Origin of the sequence: Yersinia bercovieri ATCC 43970 (assembly GCF_013282745.1) — a bacterium.
Taxonomy (GTDB): domain Bacteria; phylum Pseudomonadota; class Gammaproteobacteria; order Enterobacterales; family Enterobacteriaceae; genus Yersinia; species Yersinia bercovieri.
Genome location: NZ_CP054044.1, coordinates 4,192,862 through 4,210,455 on the forward strand (window position 1 = coordinate 4,192,862; position 17,594 = coordinate 4,210,455).

Below are 17,594 nucleotides of genomic sequence, written 5' to 3' on the forward strand. Positions count from 1 at the left end.
AATTTCTTTAATTACGCACCGAATTGCTTCGTGACAGCGACACCCAGACGGTAGCTGCACTGTAAAGGTATTTTTATCCCCAAGGGTTAACAGAAACACTTTAGTGATAGTTAATTGATTAAAGACCACCCATCACCACTGATTATAATTTAGGATGCTTGATTTTAATTAACCAATTGAAAATAAATAGTATTTTTTAAAAGTAGAGAATCCGGACAACAGGGTCAGAAGCCGCGCCCGCTCTCGCTTGCCATCAGTTTTCTATGGCTAATGCACAAGGTTATCCACAGGAATGGTGGATAACTCATTCAACCCCATGGGGGCTGGGAGTTGGCGAAAAGCAAAGCTTCACGATGAAATAGGGACTAATTAGCTTTTTTAGTGTTTTTTTTACATTTTTATTTCAGCATATATTTCAAATAGAACTAACTACTCGACTTACTAAGTCTAAAGTTTCCTCCTCTGCGCTCCCTGCGCCAATCATTTTCACCGATCTGTTTTTTCTGCACCAAGATCTCCATCAGAGCACCGCTTGGGTGCAACTCATCCGCCACTCACCGCCTTTTTCTCACCGGTTAAATGACTTTCACTTATCGCCCCACGTCAAAACCATTTACAGCTCGTTAACATACGCGTTTTACCGCTATCTACGCCAACTTGGCCCAAGAGTTGCTTTATATCTCTGTGAAATAGAGAAATTAGAGGTTAAATGACCTAAATCGGTGCAGCGCATCAATAGGCTGATAATTATCCAATAGGCGGGGTGATTAGCAGTAGAAATAGCCCGTTATTGCGTTTTTATACCGCTATTAGCCAAATTTAGCTCAATTTACACTAACAACCACCCGCCATAAGTGTGGTGTTTTATGCTGTACTGCCACTATCAAGTATGCAGATTTGCTGGTTAATCCTTCACTAGCCGTTACAGAACACTGGGCCACCTGTGAACCACTGAGATCGACTGAGGAGAAGCACTGATGCTGAGTTTAACCGCCGTAAATCAATACTATGGACAGAATCATATCCTTTGGGATATCAATCTGGAGCTTCCCCGTGGGCAATGCACCTGTCTGATTGGGCGCAATGGTGTCGGGAAGACCACGTTAATTAATTGCATCATGGGCCATTTGCCAATTAAGAGTGGCACTATGACTTGGCAGCCCAACCATGAGCCGCCGCAAAACTTGCTACAGCAGCCGGTCGAGGGGCGCACTGCGCTGGGTATCGGTTATGTTCCTCAAGGGCAGCAGATTTTTTCTCAATTGAGTGTCGAGGAGAACATGCTGATCGCCGTGTTGGCGGGCCGTCATAAGTCGCGCCATATTCCAGGCTGGGTATTTGATTTGTTCCCCCAGTTGTATGACAAACGTGGCCAACGCGGTGGCGAACTCACCCGCAATCAACAACAGCAGTTGGCTATCGCCAGAGCGCTGGTGGCGGAGCCGGAGCTACTGATCCTCGACGAACCGGGGAGCGGCACTTTGCCGCCGTTGAGTGAAGATATCGGCAATATCCTGCATCAACTCAGTCGTAGCCTGGGTTTGACCGTTTTATTGGTTGAGCATCGATTACCACTGATTCAGCATGTGGCGGATCGATTTTGCCTGATGGCGGGCGGGAGAAATGTGGCGCAAGGGACTTTGGATCAGTTGGATGAGGATATGATTATTGAGCATTTGGCCAGTTGATGCAGCCCAGCGTAGCAACTCATCAGGCCGACCGCGGCGATGGCGCCGCAAAAATTATCGGGCTAATAGTGGTTATTAGCCCTCAGACTGCTGGCAAAGTTGATAAGCGGGGAAATGTGCCGAATGGGTCGTAACGGCGTGAACCGTCGGAGCGCCCATCGGTGCAGTCGCCCCGCCAGTTTCGGAGTGACAAAATAGGTTTGTCATCAACCTCCCTTTTATCAGTTCGCACTTACGCCGTTAACTTATCTGTGGTGGAGTGTAAGTCTGTGGTGGAGTGTAAGTCTGTGGTGAAGAGTAAGCTCAAGTCGAGAAAGCCACCCAGATCACGACGTTCAGTGACCGGATACTGATTAAGATCAGTCAGATGGGGGACAACACCCAGTAGCGGTGCATCGAGCATCCGGGTCAATGTCGCCAGATACTCTGCTTGCCGCCCTCCTGCTGGCATGACCTCATTGGCGACCCAACCGGCCAGAGTCAAACCCGCTTGCCGAATAGCCAACGCAGTCAGCAGTGCATGATTGATGCATCCCAGCTTGATCCCAACCACCATAATCACCGGCAATTGCTCCTGCTGCACCCAATCAGCAAAAGTGGCTTGCGCGGAGAGTGGGGTAAACCAGCCGCCAGCCCCCTCTACCACTATCCAGTCAGCTAATGGTTCAAGCTGCCGTAAGCCTTGCGATAGGGCAGATAAATGAATCTGCTGCCCTTCACTTTCGCTGGCAATATGTGGCGAGGTAGCTTCCAGTAGCGTCAGCGGGTTGACTTGCACATAATCGAGCGCCTCACTGCTATTCGCCTGTAGTGCCAGCGCATCACTGTTACGTAAACCAGCCGCCGTCATCTGGCTACCGGAAGCGACCGGCTTATAGCCAGCAGTTCGATGGCCCTGCCGGGCGGCGGCTTGCAATAAGGCGCAACTGGCGACCGTCTTACCGACATCAGTATCAGTGCCAGTAATAAACCAAGATTTAATCACGATAGATAACCCCATAAACTAAATGGTAACTCAGCGGGTAGTGATCCGCTTGCCTGTTATAAGCCCGTTGCAGCCCCAGCAGACGTTGACGACCACTCAAGCCGGCCTCACGCCCCTGATGTAAATGGGTAGCGCCAATACCTTGTAGCGAGCGCATAAGGGCTATCACATCTGGAAATTGTTGCTGATATAACTGTGGTATCAGCTGATGGCGGTACTCCAGACAAGCGGCGCTAATCTGCTGAAATGGCAGGAAATCATTGACGTGGCGCTTGCCATCCACCTGTTGCCACGCCTGCCCCAACTCATCAAGTGAACCTTCCGCCAGGGTAGAGAAGAGGATAATGCCACCACGACGCGTAACGCGATACAGCTGTGCCAATGCCACCGATAAATCCGCGCACCACTGCACCGCCAGATTACTGAAGCAGATATCAACTGATTGATCTGGCAGCGGAATATGCTCAATATCCGCCAGTAAATAGTGGTCTGCGACCTGCTGTAGGCGCGCGTGATCCAACATGCCCGCGGCAAGATCCAGCGCAATGACCTGCTTGCCCAGCTCACGCCAGCGGCGACTGAAATGACCGGTGCCACATCCTGCATCCAGCACCGCCACCCCGCTATGCTGATGGCCCAGCGCCAGCAGGGTCTCCCCCGTTTGGCGCTGTAAATCGGCTGCCGTGTCATAACTGCCCGCTGCCCGACTAAATGCAGCGGCAATCGCGGATTTATCCACTGATGCTGACGGCAGATTTTCAGTGGCAAGCGCCATAAAGCACCTCCAGTAATCGGTCGATATCATCCGGCTGATGCGCGGCGCTAAGGGTAATGCGCAATCTGGCCCCGCCCGGCGGGACAGTGGGTGGGCAAATTGCCGTCACCCATAAACCGGCCGCGCGCAATTGCTGTGCCAGTGCCACTGTTTGCCGGTTATCCCCCACCAATAGCGGTTGGATAGCGGTGTCTGAAGCCCCTAATGACAGGGGTAAATCCGCCGCACCGCGACGAAATTGTGTGATACGTTGCTGAAGCTGTTGGCGTAGATCATCACCTTGCTGAATGCGTAATAGTGCCGCTTGCAGAGCAACGGCCTGCGCAGGGGGCATCGCCGTGCTGTAGATCAGGTGGCGGGCATATTGCAGCAGATATTCAGCCACCGGCTCCTGACACAACACCGCGGCGCCACTAAGGCCAAATGCCTTGCCAAAGGTCACCACCAGCAGCTCGGGTTTCACCCCTTGTAACGCGCAGCTGCCACGCCCCCCCTCGCCATGCACACCAATGCCGTGCGCATCATCCACCATCAGCCAGCCCCCTGCGGCGGCGCTGTGTTGCTGTAACGCGGCCAGCGGCGCGCAGTCACCGTCCATGCTAAAAACGCCTTCGGTGACCACCAGAGTCTGGCCGCAACAGGGCTTGCTCAGCAGCTTTTGCAGTGAATCCGGCTGATTATGCGCAAAACGCCGCAACTGAGCCGGCGAGTGCGTAGCCGCCTCCAGTAGCGAGGCGTGGCTGAGTTTATCGGCCAATATGCGGTCATCGGCATTGGTTAGGGCCGCCAACACCGCCTGATTCGCCCCATAGCCGGAGATAAAGAGCAGTGCACGCGGGTAACCCAGCCAATCGGCCAGTTGTTGTTCCAATCGGGCATGGGGCTGGCTGTAACCGGTCACATGGCCCGAGCCACCACTGCCAACCCCGTAGCGCTGTGCGCCCTCCTGCCAGGCGGCAATCACCGCGGCATCCTGGCTGAGTCCCAGATAATCATTACCCGCGAAGTTGAGATATTGCCGCTCGCCGGACTGCAACCAGCGCCCGTTAGCCCCATCATTGACCTGACGGCTGCGGTAGGCCGCCGCAGCACGCCGCTGTTGCAACCCTTGCTCTATCTTGCTTTGCCAGCTCATTACACCGCCGCGTTATAAAATTGAACGCGGTCTTCAGGTGATGAATCGCTGTGCAACAATTGCTCGGTCAATACTTGCTGCTGCTCGCGATCCCCTTGCTCAGTGGCGGTCTGTTGGGGATTCAGCCCCAATTTGCGGAACAGTTGCCTATCTTTATCCTCTTCTGGATTCGGTGTGGTAAGCAATTTGCAGCCGTAGAAAATGGAGTTGGCACCCGCCATAAAGCACATGGCTTGTGTCTGTTCGTTCATCTGCTCGCGGCCGGCAGAGAGCCGGACGTAAGAGGTGGGCATCATGATGCGCGCCACCGCGATGGCGCGGATAAACTCAAACGCATCGACATCATCGTTATTTTCCAGCGGCGTGCCTTTCACTTTGACCAGCATATTGATGGGGACACTTTCAGGGGGCTTGGGCAGATTCGCTAGCTGCACCAGCAATCCGGCGCGGTCACGGACTGTCTCCCCCAGTCCAAGGATGCCGCCGGAACAGACTTTGATACCGGCATCGCGTACTTCGCTGAGGGTATCCAAACGCTCCTGATAGCTGCGGGTGGTGATGATGCTGCCGTAGAATTCCGGTGAGGTATCGAGATTGTGGTTGTAGTAATCCAACCCTGCATCTGCCAGACGGTGAGCTTGCTGTTTATCCAGTGTGCCGAGTGTCATGCAAGTTTCCATGCCCATCGCCTTGACGCCCTCAACCATTTTCTCCAGATAAGGCATGTCGCGCTCATGGGGATTTTTCCACGCAGCCCCCATACAGAAGCGGGTGGAGCCGGCCGCTTTGGCCTTTTTAGCGGACGCCAACACTTGCTCAACCTGCATCAGCCGTTCGCTCTCCAGCCCGGTTTTGTAACGCGAGCTTTGTGGGCAATATTTGCAATCTTCCGGGCAGGCACCGGTTTTAATCGAGAGTAAGGTACTGACTTGCACCTGGCGGGGATCAAAATGCTGACGATGGATCTGCTGAGCTTCAAACAGTAAATCCAGCAGCGGTTTCTCAAACAGGGCCTGGGCTTGCCCGACTGTCCAGCGGATATAATTTGCCATTACGGCTTCTCCAAAGAAGAGAAAAAAGTGTCGTCAGTGTAAATAAACTCGATATACTGTCAACCATTCTTGTAGCAAATTGGTTTACAGTAAACTCTCATGACACCTTCTGACCTGGCTTTTGATCAACGCCATATCTGGCATCCCTACACCTCAATGACCGACCCTCTGCCCTGCTATCCGGTGGTTGCCGCTGAGGGGGTTGAGCTACAGCTGGCAGATGGTCGAAGATTGATTGATGGCATGTCTTCATGGTGGTCAGCTATTCACGGCTATAATCATCCGGCACTGAATCAGGCCGCACATCAGCAGTTAGATAAGATGTCGCACGTGATGTTTGGCGGCATTACCCACCCCCCCGCTGTGGAGCTGTGCAGGCAGTTGGTCGCCATAACTCCCCCGGCGCTGGAGTGCGTTTTTTTAGCGGATTCGGGTTCGGTGGCGGTCGAAGTGGCGCTGAAAATGGCACTGCAATACTGGCAGGCCAAAGGGGAACGGCGTCAGCGGCTCCTGACCCTGCGCCATGGCTACCACGGCGATACTTTCGGTGCGATGTCGGTTTGTGATCCTCAGAACTCAATGCACAGCTTGTATCAGGGCTATTTAGCCGAAAATCTGTTTGCCACTGCGCCACAATGCCGTTTCGATGAGGCGTGGAACCCTGACGATATCACTGATTTCGCCACCATGATTGCCGCGCACTGTGACGAGATTGCGGCGGTGATCCTAGAGCCGATAGTGCAAGGCGCAGGCGGGATGCGAATTTATCACCCCACCTATCTACGGCAGGTTAGAGCGCTGTGCGATCAGCATCAAATTTTGTTGATTGCCGATGAGATAGCCACTGGCTTTGGCCGTACCGGCAAGCTTTTTGCTTGTGAACACGCGCAGGTCGTGCCCGATATTCTCTGTCTGGGTAAGGCGCTGACCGGCGGCTATCTGACATTATCCGCCACACTGACCAGCCGTAAGGTAGCAGAAACCATCAGTAATGGTGATGCTGGCTGCTTTATGCATGGGCCAACCTTTATGGCAAATCCATTAGCTTGCGCCGTGGCTTCCGCCACTCTTAATCTGTTGGCGGAGAATCGCTGGCAACAGCAGGTGAGCGCGATAGAGAGCCAATTGAAGCAGGCGCTACTGCCGCTGGCAGAGCATCACGCCGTGGCGGATGTGAGGGTGTTGGGGGCGATCGGCGTAGTGGAGATGAAAGAACCGGTTAATGTCGCCCGTCTGCAACGGGGATTTGTCGAACACGGCGTGTGGATTCGGCCTTTTGGCAAGCTTATTTACCTTATGCCGCCTTATATCATCTCACCCGAAGCTTTGACCCGACTCACCGATGCCGTGATAAGTGCGGTAGCGGGTATGGAAACAGCCCTTTCGGGCTGTTAATTGCAGTTACGCCCGTGGTGCGCCAATACTGACCCACATAGGGCCTTTTCCGACCGGATACCGACTCAGCGTCGTCAATTCGCCGCTGTTCTGATCAATCCGATACACTGCGATATGATCAGATTTTTGACCCGATGCGATTAGGAAGTTGCCACTGTGGTCAATATTAAAGCCGCGCGGCTGCGCTTCTGTCAGATGATGCCCTACCAGTGAGATTTCACGGCCATCTTCCGATACGCTGAAAATAGCTAACAGGCTGGCAGTTCGGTCGCTGATATAGAGATGGCGACCATTTGGCGTGATATGGATATCAGCAGCCCAGCGGGTGCCCGTAAAATCAGCAGGCATGGCGTCCAGAGTCTGAATCAGTTGGTACTCCTGCCCGTTATCACTGATTTGATACACATCCACTGAGCTATTAAGCTCATTGACGCAATAGGCAATCTGCTGATTCGGGTGGAAGGCCATGTGGCGCGGCCCTGCACCAGCAGCAACTTTAATATCAGCCTGTGCGTGCGGCGTTAACTTGCCATCAGTGCTTAAATCAAATAACCGCACTTTGTCCTCTTTCAGGCAAGGTATCAGCAAGATTTGATTCGTTGGGTCAATATTCGCTGAGTGCGGTGCTGGTAAATCATCCAATTGCTGAATAGGTGCCTGAACCACGCCATGCTCATCAATAGGGCTAATGCTGACACAGTTGAAGCTGTAAGAGGCAGAGAACAGGAAACGGCCTTGTAAATCAGTGCCAATATGGGTCGGGCTACCGGGGAGCGGTGCCATACCTGCGGCAGTCAGGGTGCCATCATCGGCAATGTTGTAGCTGACAATAGCAAAATCAGGGCGCACCCCAACATACAGATGGCGCTGATTCGGGTTGATGACCATCGGCTGCACCTGGCCCGGAACCTCAACCTGTTGCAGCAAGGTTAATGCACCGGCGGAATCTAATTGCCAGACATGGATCTGCTGACTGTCTGGGCTTGCCACGTAAACCACTTGCTTCATCTCTACTCCTTAGTCGAGCCTGTTGGGCAACACTGTTTAGCCGAATGAGTCTGATTCATCCCACTCGGCCTTAAGCAAATATCGATTATTAACACACTATTTTAGCCTAGCTTACCTGACTGAGTGGGCATAACAACACTCTATAGCAACACTCTGACCTCGTGGCGATAAGCTTACCCTGCTTACTCTTAGCCGATATACAGTCTGGTTTAATCAGTGGCTTATCCGGTGTACTATCAGAAAATCATATTGAAACATACTATTTCACTCGCCCCTTCAATAAGTCTGGGACTGCTATGACCTATCGCGTAATTGCACTGGATCTGGATGGAACACTACTGGATCACAAAAAACGTATTCTGCCGGAATCTTTATCAGCACTGGCTCAAGCCCGTGCCGAAGGGGTTAAGGTGGTGGTGGTAACTGGCCGTCATCATGTGGCTATTCATCCGTTTTATCAGGCGTTAGAGCTTGATACACCCGCCATTTGCTGTAACGGCACCTATATTTATGATTATCATGGCAAAAAAGTGTTGGATTCAAATCCATTGCAGCCTAAGCAAGCGGTTCAGGTCTTGCAGTTGCTAGAGCAAACCCATATCCACGGGCTGATGTATGTCGATGATGCAATGCTCTACCAGCAGACCAGCGGGCATGTCACCCGCTCACTGAGTTGGGCCGAGTCATTACCCGCCGCCCAGCGCCCGACACTGCTCCACGTCGATAGCTTATTAGATGCCGCCCACAGCGCCACCGCCATCTGGAAGTTCGCCACCTCCCACGCCGATACCGCACAGCTGAAAGCCTTTGCTACCATGGTTGAAGATGAGATGGGGCTGGCCTGTGAATGGTCATGGCATGATCAAGTGGATATCGCCCAGGCGGGCAACAGTAAAGGTATGCGCTTGCAGCAATGGGTTGAGTCTCAGGGCATCAGTATGCGCGAGGTGGTGGCTTTCGGAGATAACTTTAATGACCTGAGTATGCTGGAGAGCGCTGGTCTGGGCGTGGCGATGGGTAACAGCGCTGACGCCATCAAGCAGCGGGCTGATTTGGTTATCGCCGACAATGAGCAGCCGGGCATCGCCGCTGTTATTCGCCAGCATGTTTTGCTCAGATAGCTGGCTGGCCCAACCGCCCCACAGTGAAGTTGATTCAGCATCCCGGCCTGCTGGCCGGGACATTAACCATAATCTGGACTCAATCTTCCCGTGGCGTAATCTTGCCGTAATCCTGTTCGTTGTTGCGGGTTAACCACAGTGACAGGGCTTTCAGAGAGTCTGGTGTAAACTCGTCGCAACGCGCGGTGATCTCCTCCGGTAGCATCCAACGAACTTCATCAATCTCTTCCACCTGCAAGGCGAATGGGCCATGAGATACACAGCTGAACAACGCCCCCCACACACGACAACAGGCCTCTTCAAAGTAGAACTGCCCATGCTCGGCAAACGGAACACCCGCGATACCTAGCTCCTCTTCTGCTTCGCGCCGCGCAGATTCAAGGTAATTCTCGCCACTTTGCACCACACCACCGGCGGTCGCATCAAGCTTGCCGGGATAGAAATCTTTGCTCTCAGTTCGGCGTTGTACCAGAATTTTGCCCATTCCATCATGCACCACAATATAGGTAGCACGGTGGCGTAGTCGTTGAGCTCTCATTTGTTGACGACTGGATTGAGCAATAACCTCGTTTTGCTCATCAACAATATCAACCCACTCGATGACTGCTGCTGGATTTTGCTCCACCATCCTCTAAAACCTTCTATCTAGGCGCGATGAGACGCGCGCAATTGTTAATCAAGAGATTCCCCTGACGCCTCAAGGCCGCACTCTGCTACGCGCACCCTGAATGGGGGTAAATACTATTTATATTATTGGTTTTTTCAATGCCAACTGGGCGATAGGCTCATCATTTTGTAGGGTCAGAACCTGTAAAACAGCGCCGTCCAACATGCCATAACTCGCCGGATATCCCCCTTTAGGGATGCTAACGGAGCCAGGATTAAAGCAAATCACCTCATCCTGCCACTCTGCCTGCGGCAGATGAGTATGACCATAGACTAAGACATCCCCATGACGCAACGGGGGAAGTGCACCGGGATGATAAAGGTGACCATGCGTCAAAAATAGACGTGTTTCCGGCATAATAATCTGCTGCCAACTGGCCATGATAGGGAACTGCAGCAGCATTTGATCGACTTCACTATCGCAGTTGCCGCGCACTGCAATAATCTGCTCTTTATGGGGATTAAGGTACTCAGCTACTGCTGCTGGTTGATACCCCACCGGTAGCGCATTACGCGGGCCATGATTGAGTAGATCACCCAATAACACCAGCCATTGGGCATCACTGCGGGCAAAAATCTCCAGCACCTTTTCAGTCGCTGGTAGTGAACCATGTAGATCAGAAGCAAACATTAGCTTCATAACATCGTCTTCTCAGGTCTAATCTCAGCAAATCAGGCGACAAGCACTGCCGCAGCACTTAATGAGAGCTAAAAGAGCCACTATTCTATCATCCAATCTGTCGGATTAATCTGATAAAAACAGCTATCTGTCATTAGCGTATTTTATCGCAAAAAATCGCGCTGGCAGAATAAAATCATGTCAGCGTGAAATGAGGTAAAACGAGGGAGTAGCAGTTATTGCGCCTGTTGGGACACTAACTCAGCCAATGTCATAGAGTTAAATAAATATCCCTGCATTGCATCAATATTAGTCCCCTTGAGCTGTTCCGACTCATCTTGATTTTCGACGCCAACAACAATAACCCCAAGACAGTATTTCTTAATGTTATTGATCAATATCGGGAAGGTATGTTTGTTGTGCTGCCAGAAGAAATGCTTATCTATTTTCACATATTCAAAGATATTGGCCGTGACCGCATTTAACGTAGAACCCCCGCTGCCCAAATCATCCAACCATAATGGATAGCGCTCGGCCAACTCACGTAACAATGGGTTATTCATGCCATCAGATAAATTGGAGAAGGTCTCCATGATCTCTAACCGCAGGAAGGGCATGTCATCTAACATCTGGCCGGTTGAGTCATCGCTAACAATCACGCTGGCCAAATCAAAATCGATATTAATCGATAACAGAACATTGTTAGCAATAAACCAATCGCTATAGGTTTTCACCGCACGCAATTGATCCTGGAATAACTCACGCTTTCCATCGACACTCATGTCCCTAATAAACTGTTCTATATCAATGGGTAAATCGACCGACTTAGCTGAAAATCGGCTCAATAACTCGACTGCTAATAAGCTACCGTCTTGCTTATATATGGGTTCACATACATAAGAACAATTAACTTCGATATTTAGCTTCATGAGCACCTGAAAAGTGTATGGACAACAATGAGATCACCAACTGATCTCAGCCAGAGGATTTATAAGCCACCACAGGTTTTTATAAAACAGACAACGGTTATTTATAAAACCTTCAACTTCACAGGGAGAGCCTGTTCGCTCCTCTATTCAGATTTGTCTGTTTACTCTAGCAGATTTCTGTGAATTCAGTGTGTTAAAAGTATTCAATGCCGTGGCTTATCACTATTGCCCGTGCGCAGAAGCAGGACAGTTCAGCGCTAGCCATGATCTGGTATTACCTGTGTGTTAACTCTCTATTAATCGGACAGATCGACAGATTTATTTAGTTATTATTTTTATATTATCAAAAAATTCACTCAGGATGTGCTCAAGGTCGTGGGAGAAGTGTGCAGGATCACCTATGCTGAAGTAAAAACGGCATAAACGGAGATTGGCTATGCGTATCTTAATAACCGGAGCGACAGGACTCATTGGGCGCCATTTAACGGCCTTTCTTTTGTCACAAGCCCACCATGTCACCGCTCTAACCCGAGATCCGCTGCGGGCAAATCACCTGCTCGGCACACAAGTCACTTATTGGTCGACGCTAGATGATCAGCATGACCTCAATAATTTTGATGCGGTGATCAATCTTGCTGGTGAACCTATTGCAGAAAAACGCTGGACCTCACAACAAAAAGAGATTTTGTGCCAAAGTCGCTGGCAGATAACCGAAAAACTCACCACTTTAATCAAGGCCAGCAGTGCGCCACCGACGGTGCTTATTTCTGGATCGGCGGTAGGCTTTTATGGTGACCAAGGGCAAGCATTGGTCACTGAAGAGGAGACGCCACACGAAGAGTTTACTCATCAGTTGTGTGAGCGCTGGGAGAGTCTGGCTCGCGCCGCTGAAAGCAGTCATACCCGCGTATGTTTACTGCGCACCGGTATCGTACTGGCCCCGCACGGTGGGGCATTAGCTAAGATGGTGCCACTGTTGCGCCTCGGTTTAGGCGGCCCTATTGGTGATGGTCGCCAATATCTGCCGTGGATACATATCGATGATATGGTTCATGGCATCTATTTTTTACTGACGACCAATGGCCTAAATGGCCCCTTTAATATGGTCTCCCCTTATCCGGTGCATAACGAACAATTTATTGCCACCCTGGCCGAGGCATTAGGCCGCCCGGCGGTCATTCGTACTCCTGCGGCGGCAATTCGTTTATTACTGGGCGAATCCGCAGCCTTAGTATTGGGTGGACAACGGGCAGTACCGAAAAGATTAGAAGAGGCTGGTTTTGCTTTCCGCTATTTTGAACTGGAAGAAGCACTTCGTGATGTACTGAAAAAACCTATAACGTAAAATTGACCAGCAAGATATTCCTTATAGGGGGAATATCTTGCTGACAAACCTATCTTATAGCTCGAAGATTGGCGGACGACGGCCCGATGCTCTGATCTACAAGGCACAAAATTATGCCGCAATGATATTTTTCCAGGCTTGTTGGAGAACATCATTAGATATTTGGCTGGCCGGTTCCTTACGACCATCGTGAATGACATCTGGGATGTGCATCATATTATCGACCAATAAATCCAGCCCTTCCCCCTCTATTTTATGGTCATTAGTTTGCAGAACAAAACCCGCCAATATATTGTGACCTGGAGAGTCACCTTCTATCACCACCTCTTTTTCAACCCCCAGTATTCTAACCAGTAAGTTGTTATTCTGTTTTTTAAACCATAATTTTCTATGATCAATATCTTTAAGTATTACACTATTTTTCCCGTGGTTATCTCGAATTGTAGTTTTCCCAACCCCCAACTCAATAACATAAATATCATCTCCCTCACCGCCTTCCATCTTATCTATTCCACTGCCTGCGGATAGTATATCCTGCCCATCACCACCGACTAAATAGTCATTACCACTACCAGAGAACAACTGGTCACTCCCCTCTCCGCCAATAAGTCTATTATCACCACCTTTGGCATAAATAATATCATCACCTAAACCACCATCAATATTATGGCCAATACAGCTCAGATCGCTAATGGAATCATCACCCGCCATAAGATCTAGTGTACTATTTAACAGGCGATAGCCTTCAGGAAGGATAATATCCTCGCCGAGCGCTGTCGGATTAACTATTACCGGGGAGTCGGGATGAATTTCATACCCACCGCCTCTATTCTCAATAGAAAAAGTATTGTGATTCTTATCAACGAATGAAATTAATCGCTTAGAATCTTTATACTTAAGATCATCAGGGCAATTAAGTGCTATCTTCAAGAATGTATTAGGTTTATCACGGTGAGTGAGACTTAAGTCCCCCAGGCTATTTTCAGTGACCCGCAGTTCATAACCCGTTATATCACCTAGCACCAAATTAACTCGATTATCCTCTCGGCTATAATTAGTCAGCAAACGACAATCAATAATTAGCGAGTCACTATCACGCTCTTCTGGAAGAGATAATTTCGGAATATAGAACGTATTATCCCCGCCATTAGCAACAACGGAATCTCCGGGGCCTAAATTTTCAAAATGATAACCCGCTCCATCACCAAAAAACTTATGTTTTATTAATTGACTACTATTAAGTGAAGCTCGAATGAAAGTAGGTAATGTACTGGTTTTATCATTAACGGTAATAGTGTCACCCCTACTCCCTCTTTTATATACAGTCACTATTGGCGGTTCAGATTGTTTGTTCTCTGCTTGAGTTAAGTATTCAACCATTGGATTATAGTGTGCATTCATTTTAAGTGATAACGGAAGTTTATTTTCAGCTATATCCAATGTCTGAGGCCACTCTGGAAGCAATATCAGATTATCCGCAGTTTGGATAATATAGTGATGAGACAGGACCTTCTTATCACCCGCCTCATTAGTCTTATAAGCACCCTTTAATCTAATTACGCCACTTTCATGATACTCATCACCAAGGGATATAACTATATCACTTCCATCTAGCAAAATATTACGTATTTTCTCGGCATTATAAGGCAACTGAACTGTACTGACTTCATCTAGTCCATCATCCATAATGACCACATCAATAACGCTGGTGACGGGGGGAGATATAATATAATTATCTGAGCCTTTGCCACCAATCGCCACCCCTTGTTGTAACACAAGAATATCATTTCCTCCCAGCCCCTCTAGTCGGTCATAACCATCGCCTCCACCACCATTTAAGTAGTTTATATTGTCATCACCAATCAACTTGTCACTCGTATCCGCCTGGCCATAAGCATTTTCAATATTATAAATAGTAGCAAGTCTCAATTTATCATTTATATATTTCACAAAGCCTTTTGCTAAATTAATCTCATAACCATCAGCACTAAAACGAACACCCATGGCTATAATGGTGTCACTCCCCCCCTGACCATCGAGAATACTGGCAGGACGATGAACAGATGCTTCAACATCACCCATCAAATAAAAGGTATCTTCTTTATCTCCACCAACGAATATTTTATGACCTTGAGAAACATCGAAGCTATTTCTATGATCTGCATGAGCGAAAATTAGGTCATCTCCACCACCAGAATTAAAATGTGTACTCAAGTCATTATACTCTTTACCACTGGCTAGAATAACCCTTGTGCTGGACTCCCTGTCGAGCCAAATATCTCGCGCTGAGCCAATTGTATTATAGAAATTAAAAAGATCTCGGTTGAAAATAATCGCATTATCTTGTTCATCTTTATTATTTAAATCTGTAACCTCTAGCTCTATTATTTTATAGTCATCAACATTTACACTCTCTTTCCAGCGATTCAACTCATTCTCTGAAAGGGGCCTTCTGGAATAGCGCATTAATCCATATCTATCTTGATTCTTTTCACTATAATTATGTGAATATAATAAATCCAGAAAGCTATCAGTTATATACCCATTTTTATAATCGCTCTTAAAGTACTTATCCTCCATCCCGATAAAATAGGTATCTGCCTTATAAATATAAACGTATTTCTTAACTGGGGTTAAATCTACAGGTTCATTGACATATGCGTAGCGATTATATCCCAGTGGTTTTATGCGCTGCTCAAAGGTATCATTAACCTGTTGTGTAATATAGGTGCTTAATTCCGCCTTGCTCTTCTCTTCCAGCCTTTGCTTAATATACTCTTCAGGCTCTGCACCAAATGCCAGACGTATGCCGGTTTTAAACTCCTCCCAACCATTAAGCTCAATTTCGCGCTTAATATACTCCACCTGGCGAACCGCATTATATATCATACCTGCTAACATGATGGCCGCCCCAATAGCAATGCCAATAGGGCCAGCAATACTCCCGCCCATGACTAATGCTATCGCGGTTGCTGTACTTACCGCAGCACCAATCGTTGAGAGCGAGCCATTCACAATATAGTCTGTTTTTAAATCTCGATCAGTTTCTCGTTCAGCTTTGCTAAAATTATCAATCGCCTCATAAATTTCAAAACCAGCCGCAGCTACATTTAAACCCGCCCCGGCAAACTTTGCCGATTTAGCCGCCATCTTATAGCCAGCACGCCCTCCCCTCGAATGGACTCCCGATAAGAGTTTCTTATTAAAGTAGCCCTGTAATTTATCAAACGTGGGCTGCATAAGATCGGTGCCTAAATCTACGACTGTAGAACTCCAACTGATTGCTAATTGCTTGGTTATTTCAGCTCGCTCCTCATCTGTTATATCCAGCGCTAATAATCTTTTTGCCATTGTTGCTGTGGCAATAGACAAGGTCAACATCCCTATTGTTTGAGCACCAGCACCCACTTTTTGCCCAAGTGATTGAAAACGATTTACAGACAAACCGTGAGGATTAATATCTTTGACCTGATCATCACCCGCAGTTTTCATTAGGCTTAAATTTTTACCAACCTGATTTTTATCTAAGATTCGACTGGGACTTAATATGTCAGTTGTTGGCACTGCCAGTAAATCAGTATTTTTTGCACTTATCTTTTGTAGTTCAAGTAGATCCGAATGTATATTTTGGTAATAGTCTGGTTCACTCACTGCTTTTAGTATTTCTCTGCTAAGCAAGAGTTCGTCAGGATGAGTTATGTCTATCCCCTGCCAGTTTTTTGTATTTTTACTTAGGTCGGTAGCACTGATACTACCGTCAGCTAAAGCATCTAATAAAACCACAGTTTTAGATGTAGGCTTATCTAGCGATCGCTCCAAGTCACTGTCTTGATGATCACTGAGTTTAGGTTGTGTTAGATCTGTATTTTCAATAACATCAGCTATCTGTCTACTCTCATTTTTCTCTATATTTAGTAAATAATCCTTAGCCAATAACTCATCGAAACTTCCACTATTAGCTTCCCTCATTACCCAATTAGAAAAGGACTCTTCCTTGGGGATCTCTCCTTTACATTTTTTATCCAAAAAAAAACCAAATTTTTCACTAGCATCCAAGTCTTTGGTCGCATTCTCTATTAATTCTGGAGATATCTTACCCTGTTGAGAGAACTCTTTTTCTAATAGATCAGGGAAATCTCTAATTGCACGAGGGATCGATATATACTCCTGCGCTATGTTTTTTATTAGGACTCCCAACACCATCTTATCATTAAAAATAATATTACCCTCTATATCTTTACTATAAATAACGCGATGACTATTGTCTTTAACACCAAAATCATAATACAAATCAACACCTGTATTTATACCTAATTTCTCCCCCAATACATTAGCAACAATACCTTGATTGAAAGCTTTAACTGATGCATTAATGCCGTTTTTCCATATTCCTCTGGAAAAATTTAAAGCAAAATAGCCAACATAATTCTCATTAGCTAAATTACAACCATAAAGAACAATGTGTTTAGGATTGATTGATTTTAGCCTCTCTTTTATTTCCAGCATGCCGATAATAAGTTCATCTGAAGTATTAGAAGCAAGGCGAGAATTTGTGATGCCAATCCTAGCACCTCCATGTCCACTCAACTGCCAACGAACATTATCACCTTGCATTTTCTCCAAATCACCATAGACAATTCGATGCCTCTTATTTTTAATATCATATTGGATAATGATTGTTTTATCTGGATGTTTTGCAGCTGAATACTTCACGGCATCACGAATGCCTTCATCATCCTCCAGTTGGAAAATAATTTGATAGTCATAATTCATTCCCTTGGAACTAAGGGGATTCTTTTCACTTAGTAAGTGAATGTATTCAGATGAAACCTCACCCCACTCAGCTATAGGCTTATTCATGGTGTCTCCAATATTA

At 47.9% G+C, this 17,594-nt stretch carries 13 protein-coding genes; 4 read left to right on the forward strand and 9 right to left on the reverse strand.

Features of this window, described 5'->3' with window-relative positions; genetic code table 11:
- The first annotated feature begins 977 nt into the window (after positions 1 to 977).
- Entirely contained in the window at positions 978 to 1,688 is a 711-nt protein-coding gene (locus HRK25_RS18985) for a branched-chain amino acid ABC transporter ATP-binding protein (RefSeq protein ID WP_005276754.1), read from the forward strand.
- Positions 1,689 to 1,920: 232 nt separating this feature from the next.
- Here the strand turns inward: HRK25_RS18985 and bioD are convergent, their stop codons facing one another.
- From bioD to bioB, 4 genes are read right to left on the reverse strand one after another with little or no spacing between them, the layout of a single operon-like run.
- On the reverse strand, positions 1,921 to 2,673 hold the full coding sequence (gene bioD, locus HRK25_RS18990; RefSeq protein WP_086018788.1) for a dethiobiotin synthase: 753 nt from the start codon (positions 2,671 to 2,673) through the stop codon (positions 1,921 to 1,923).
- A complete protein-coding gene (gene bioC / locus HRK25_RS18995) occupies positions 2,666 to 3,448 on the reverse strand; it encodes a malonyl-ACP O-methyltransferase BioC (protein ID WP_032898397.1) in 783 nt (260 codons plus the stop codon). Before bioC ends, bioD begins: the two co-directional genes overlap by 8 nt.
- On the reverse strand, positions 3,432 to 4,583 hold the full coding sequence (gene bioF, locus HRK25_RS19000) for an 8-amino-7-oxononanoate synthase (RefSeq protein ID WP_005276748.1): 1,152 nt from the start codon (positions 4,581 to 4,583) through the stop codon (positions 3,432 to 3,434). Before bioF ends, bioC begins: the two co-directional genes overlap by 17 nt.
- Complete coding sequence (bioB, locus tag HRK25_RS19005) at positions 4,583 to 5,635, reverse strand: biotin synthase BioB (protein ID WP_032898396.1); 1,053 nt, start codon at positions 5,633 to 5,635, stop codon at positions 4,583 to 4,585. The genes bioF and bioB overlap by 1 nt, the downstream gene beginning before the upstream one ends.
- 99 nt (positions 5,636 to 5,734) lie before the next feature.
- Between bioB and bioA the strand changes: the two genes are divergently transcribed.
- On the forward strand, positions 5,735 to 7,030 hold the full coding sequence (gene bioA / locus HRK25_RS19010) for an adenosylmethionine--8-amino-7-oxononanoate transaminase (RefSeq protein ID WP_005276747.1): 1,296 nt from the start codon (positions 5,735 to 5,737) through the stop codon (positions 7,028 to 7,030).
- Between the two features lie 6 nt (positions 7,031 to 7,036).
- Here bioA and pgl read toward each other — a convergent pair whose 3' ends face one another.
- Positions 7,037 to 8,038 (reverse strand): 6-phosphogluconolactonase, encoded by a 1,002-nt coding sequence (gene pgl, locus HRK25_RS19015; protein WP_005276745.1) that lies wholly within the window; start codon positions 8,036 to 8,038, stop codon positions 7,037 to 7,039.
- Between the two features lie 296 nt (positions 8,039 to 8,334).
- Here pgl and HRK25_RS19020 point away from each other — a divergent pair, with 296 nt between their 5' ends.
- Complete coding sequence (locus tag HRK25_RS19020; protein WP_005276743.1) at positions 8,335 to 9,159, forward strand: pyridoxal phosphatase; 825 nt, start codon at positions 8,335 to 8,337, stop codon at positions 9,157 to 9,159.
- A gap of 79 nt (positions 9,160 to 9,238) precedes the next feature.
- Here HRK25_RS19020 and yfcD read toward each other — a convergent pair whose 3' ends face one another.
- The 3 genes from yfcD to HRK25_RS19035 all read right to left on the reverse strand — a co-directional run bounded on the left by yfcD (position 9,239) and on the right by HRK25_RS19035 (position 11,373).
- Positions 9,239 to 9,787, reverse strand: a complete 549-nt coding sequence (gene yfcD, locus HRK25_RS19025) for an NUDIX hydrolase YfcD (protein ID WP_005276741.1) — start codon at positions 9,785 to 9,787, stop codon at positions 9,239 to 9,241.
- 117 nt (positions 9,788 to 9,904) lie between these two features.
- Positions 9,905 to 10,465, reverse strand: a complete 561-nt coding sequence (yfcE, locus tag HRK25_RS19030; protein ID WP_032898395.1) for a phosphodiesterase — start codon at positions 10,463 to 10,465, stop codon at positions 9,905 to 9,907.
- Between the two features lie 215 nt (positions 10,466 to 10,680).
- Positions 10,681 to 11,373: an EAL domain-containing protein gene (locus HRK25_RS19035; RefSeq protein ID WP_005276736.1), complete on the reverse strand. Its 693-nt coding sequence runs from the start codon at positions 11,371 to 11,373 to the stop codon at positions 10,681 to 10,683.
- A gap of 436 nt (positions 11,374 to 11,809) precedes the next feature.
- Between HRK25_RS19035 and HRK25_RS19040 the strand changes: the two genes are divergently transcribed.
- On the forward strand, positions 11,810 to 12,718 hold the full coding sequence (locus tag HRK25_RS19040; RefSeq protein ID WP_032898394.1) for a TIGR01777 family oxidoreductase: 909 nt from the start codon (positions 11,810 to 11,812) through the stop codon (positions 12,716 to 12,718).
- A gap of 111 nt (positions 12,719 to 12,829) precedes the next feature.
- Here HRK25_RS19040 and HRK25_RS19045 read toward each other — a convergent pair whose 3' ends face one another.
- On the reverse strand, positions 12,830 to 17,578 hold the full coding sequence (locus tag HRK25_RS19045) for a C80 family cysteine peptidase (protein ID WP_099460438.1): 4,749 nt from the start codon (positions 17,576 to 17,578) through the stop codon (positions 12,830 to 12,832).
- Positions 17,579 to 17,594 lie beyond the last annotated feature (16 nt).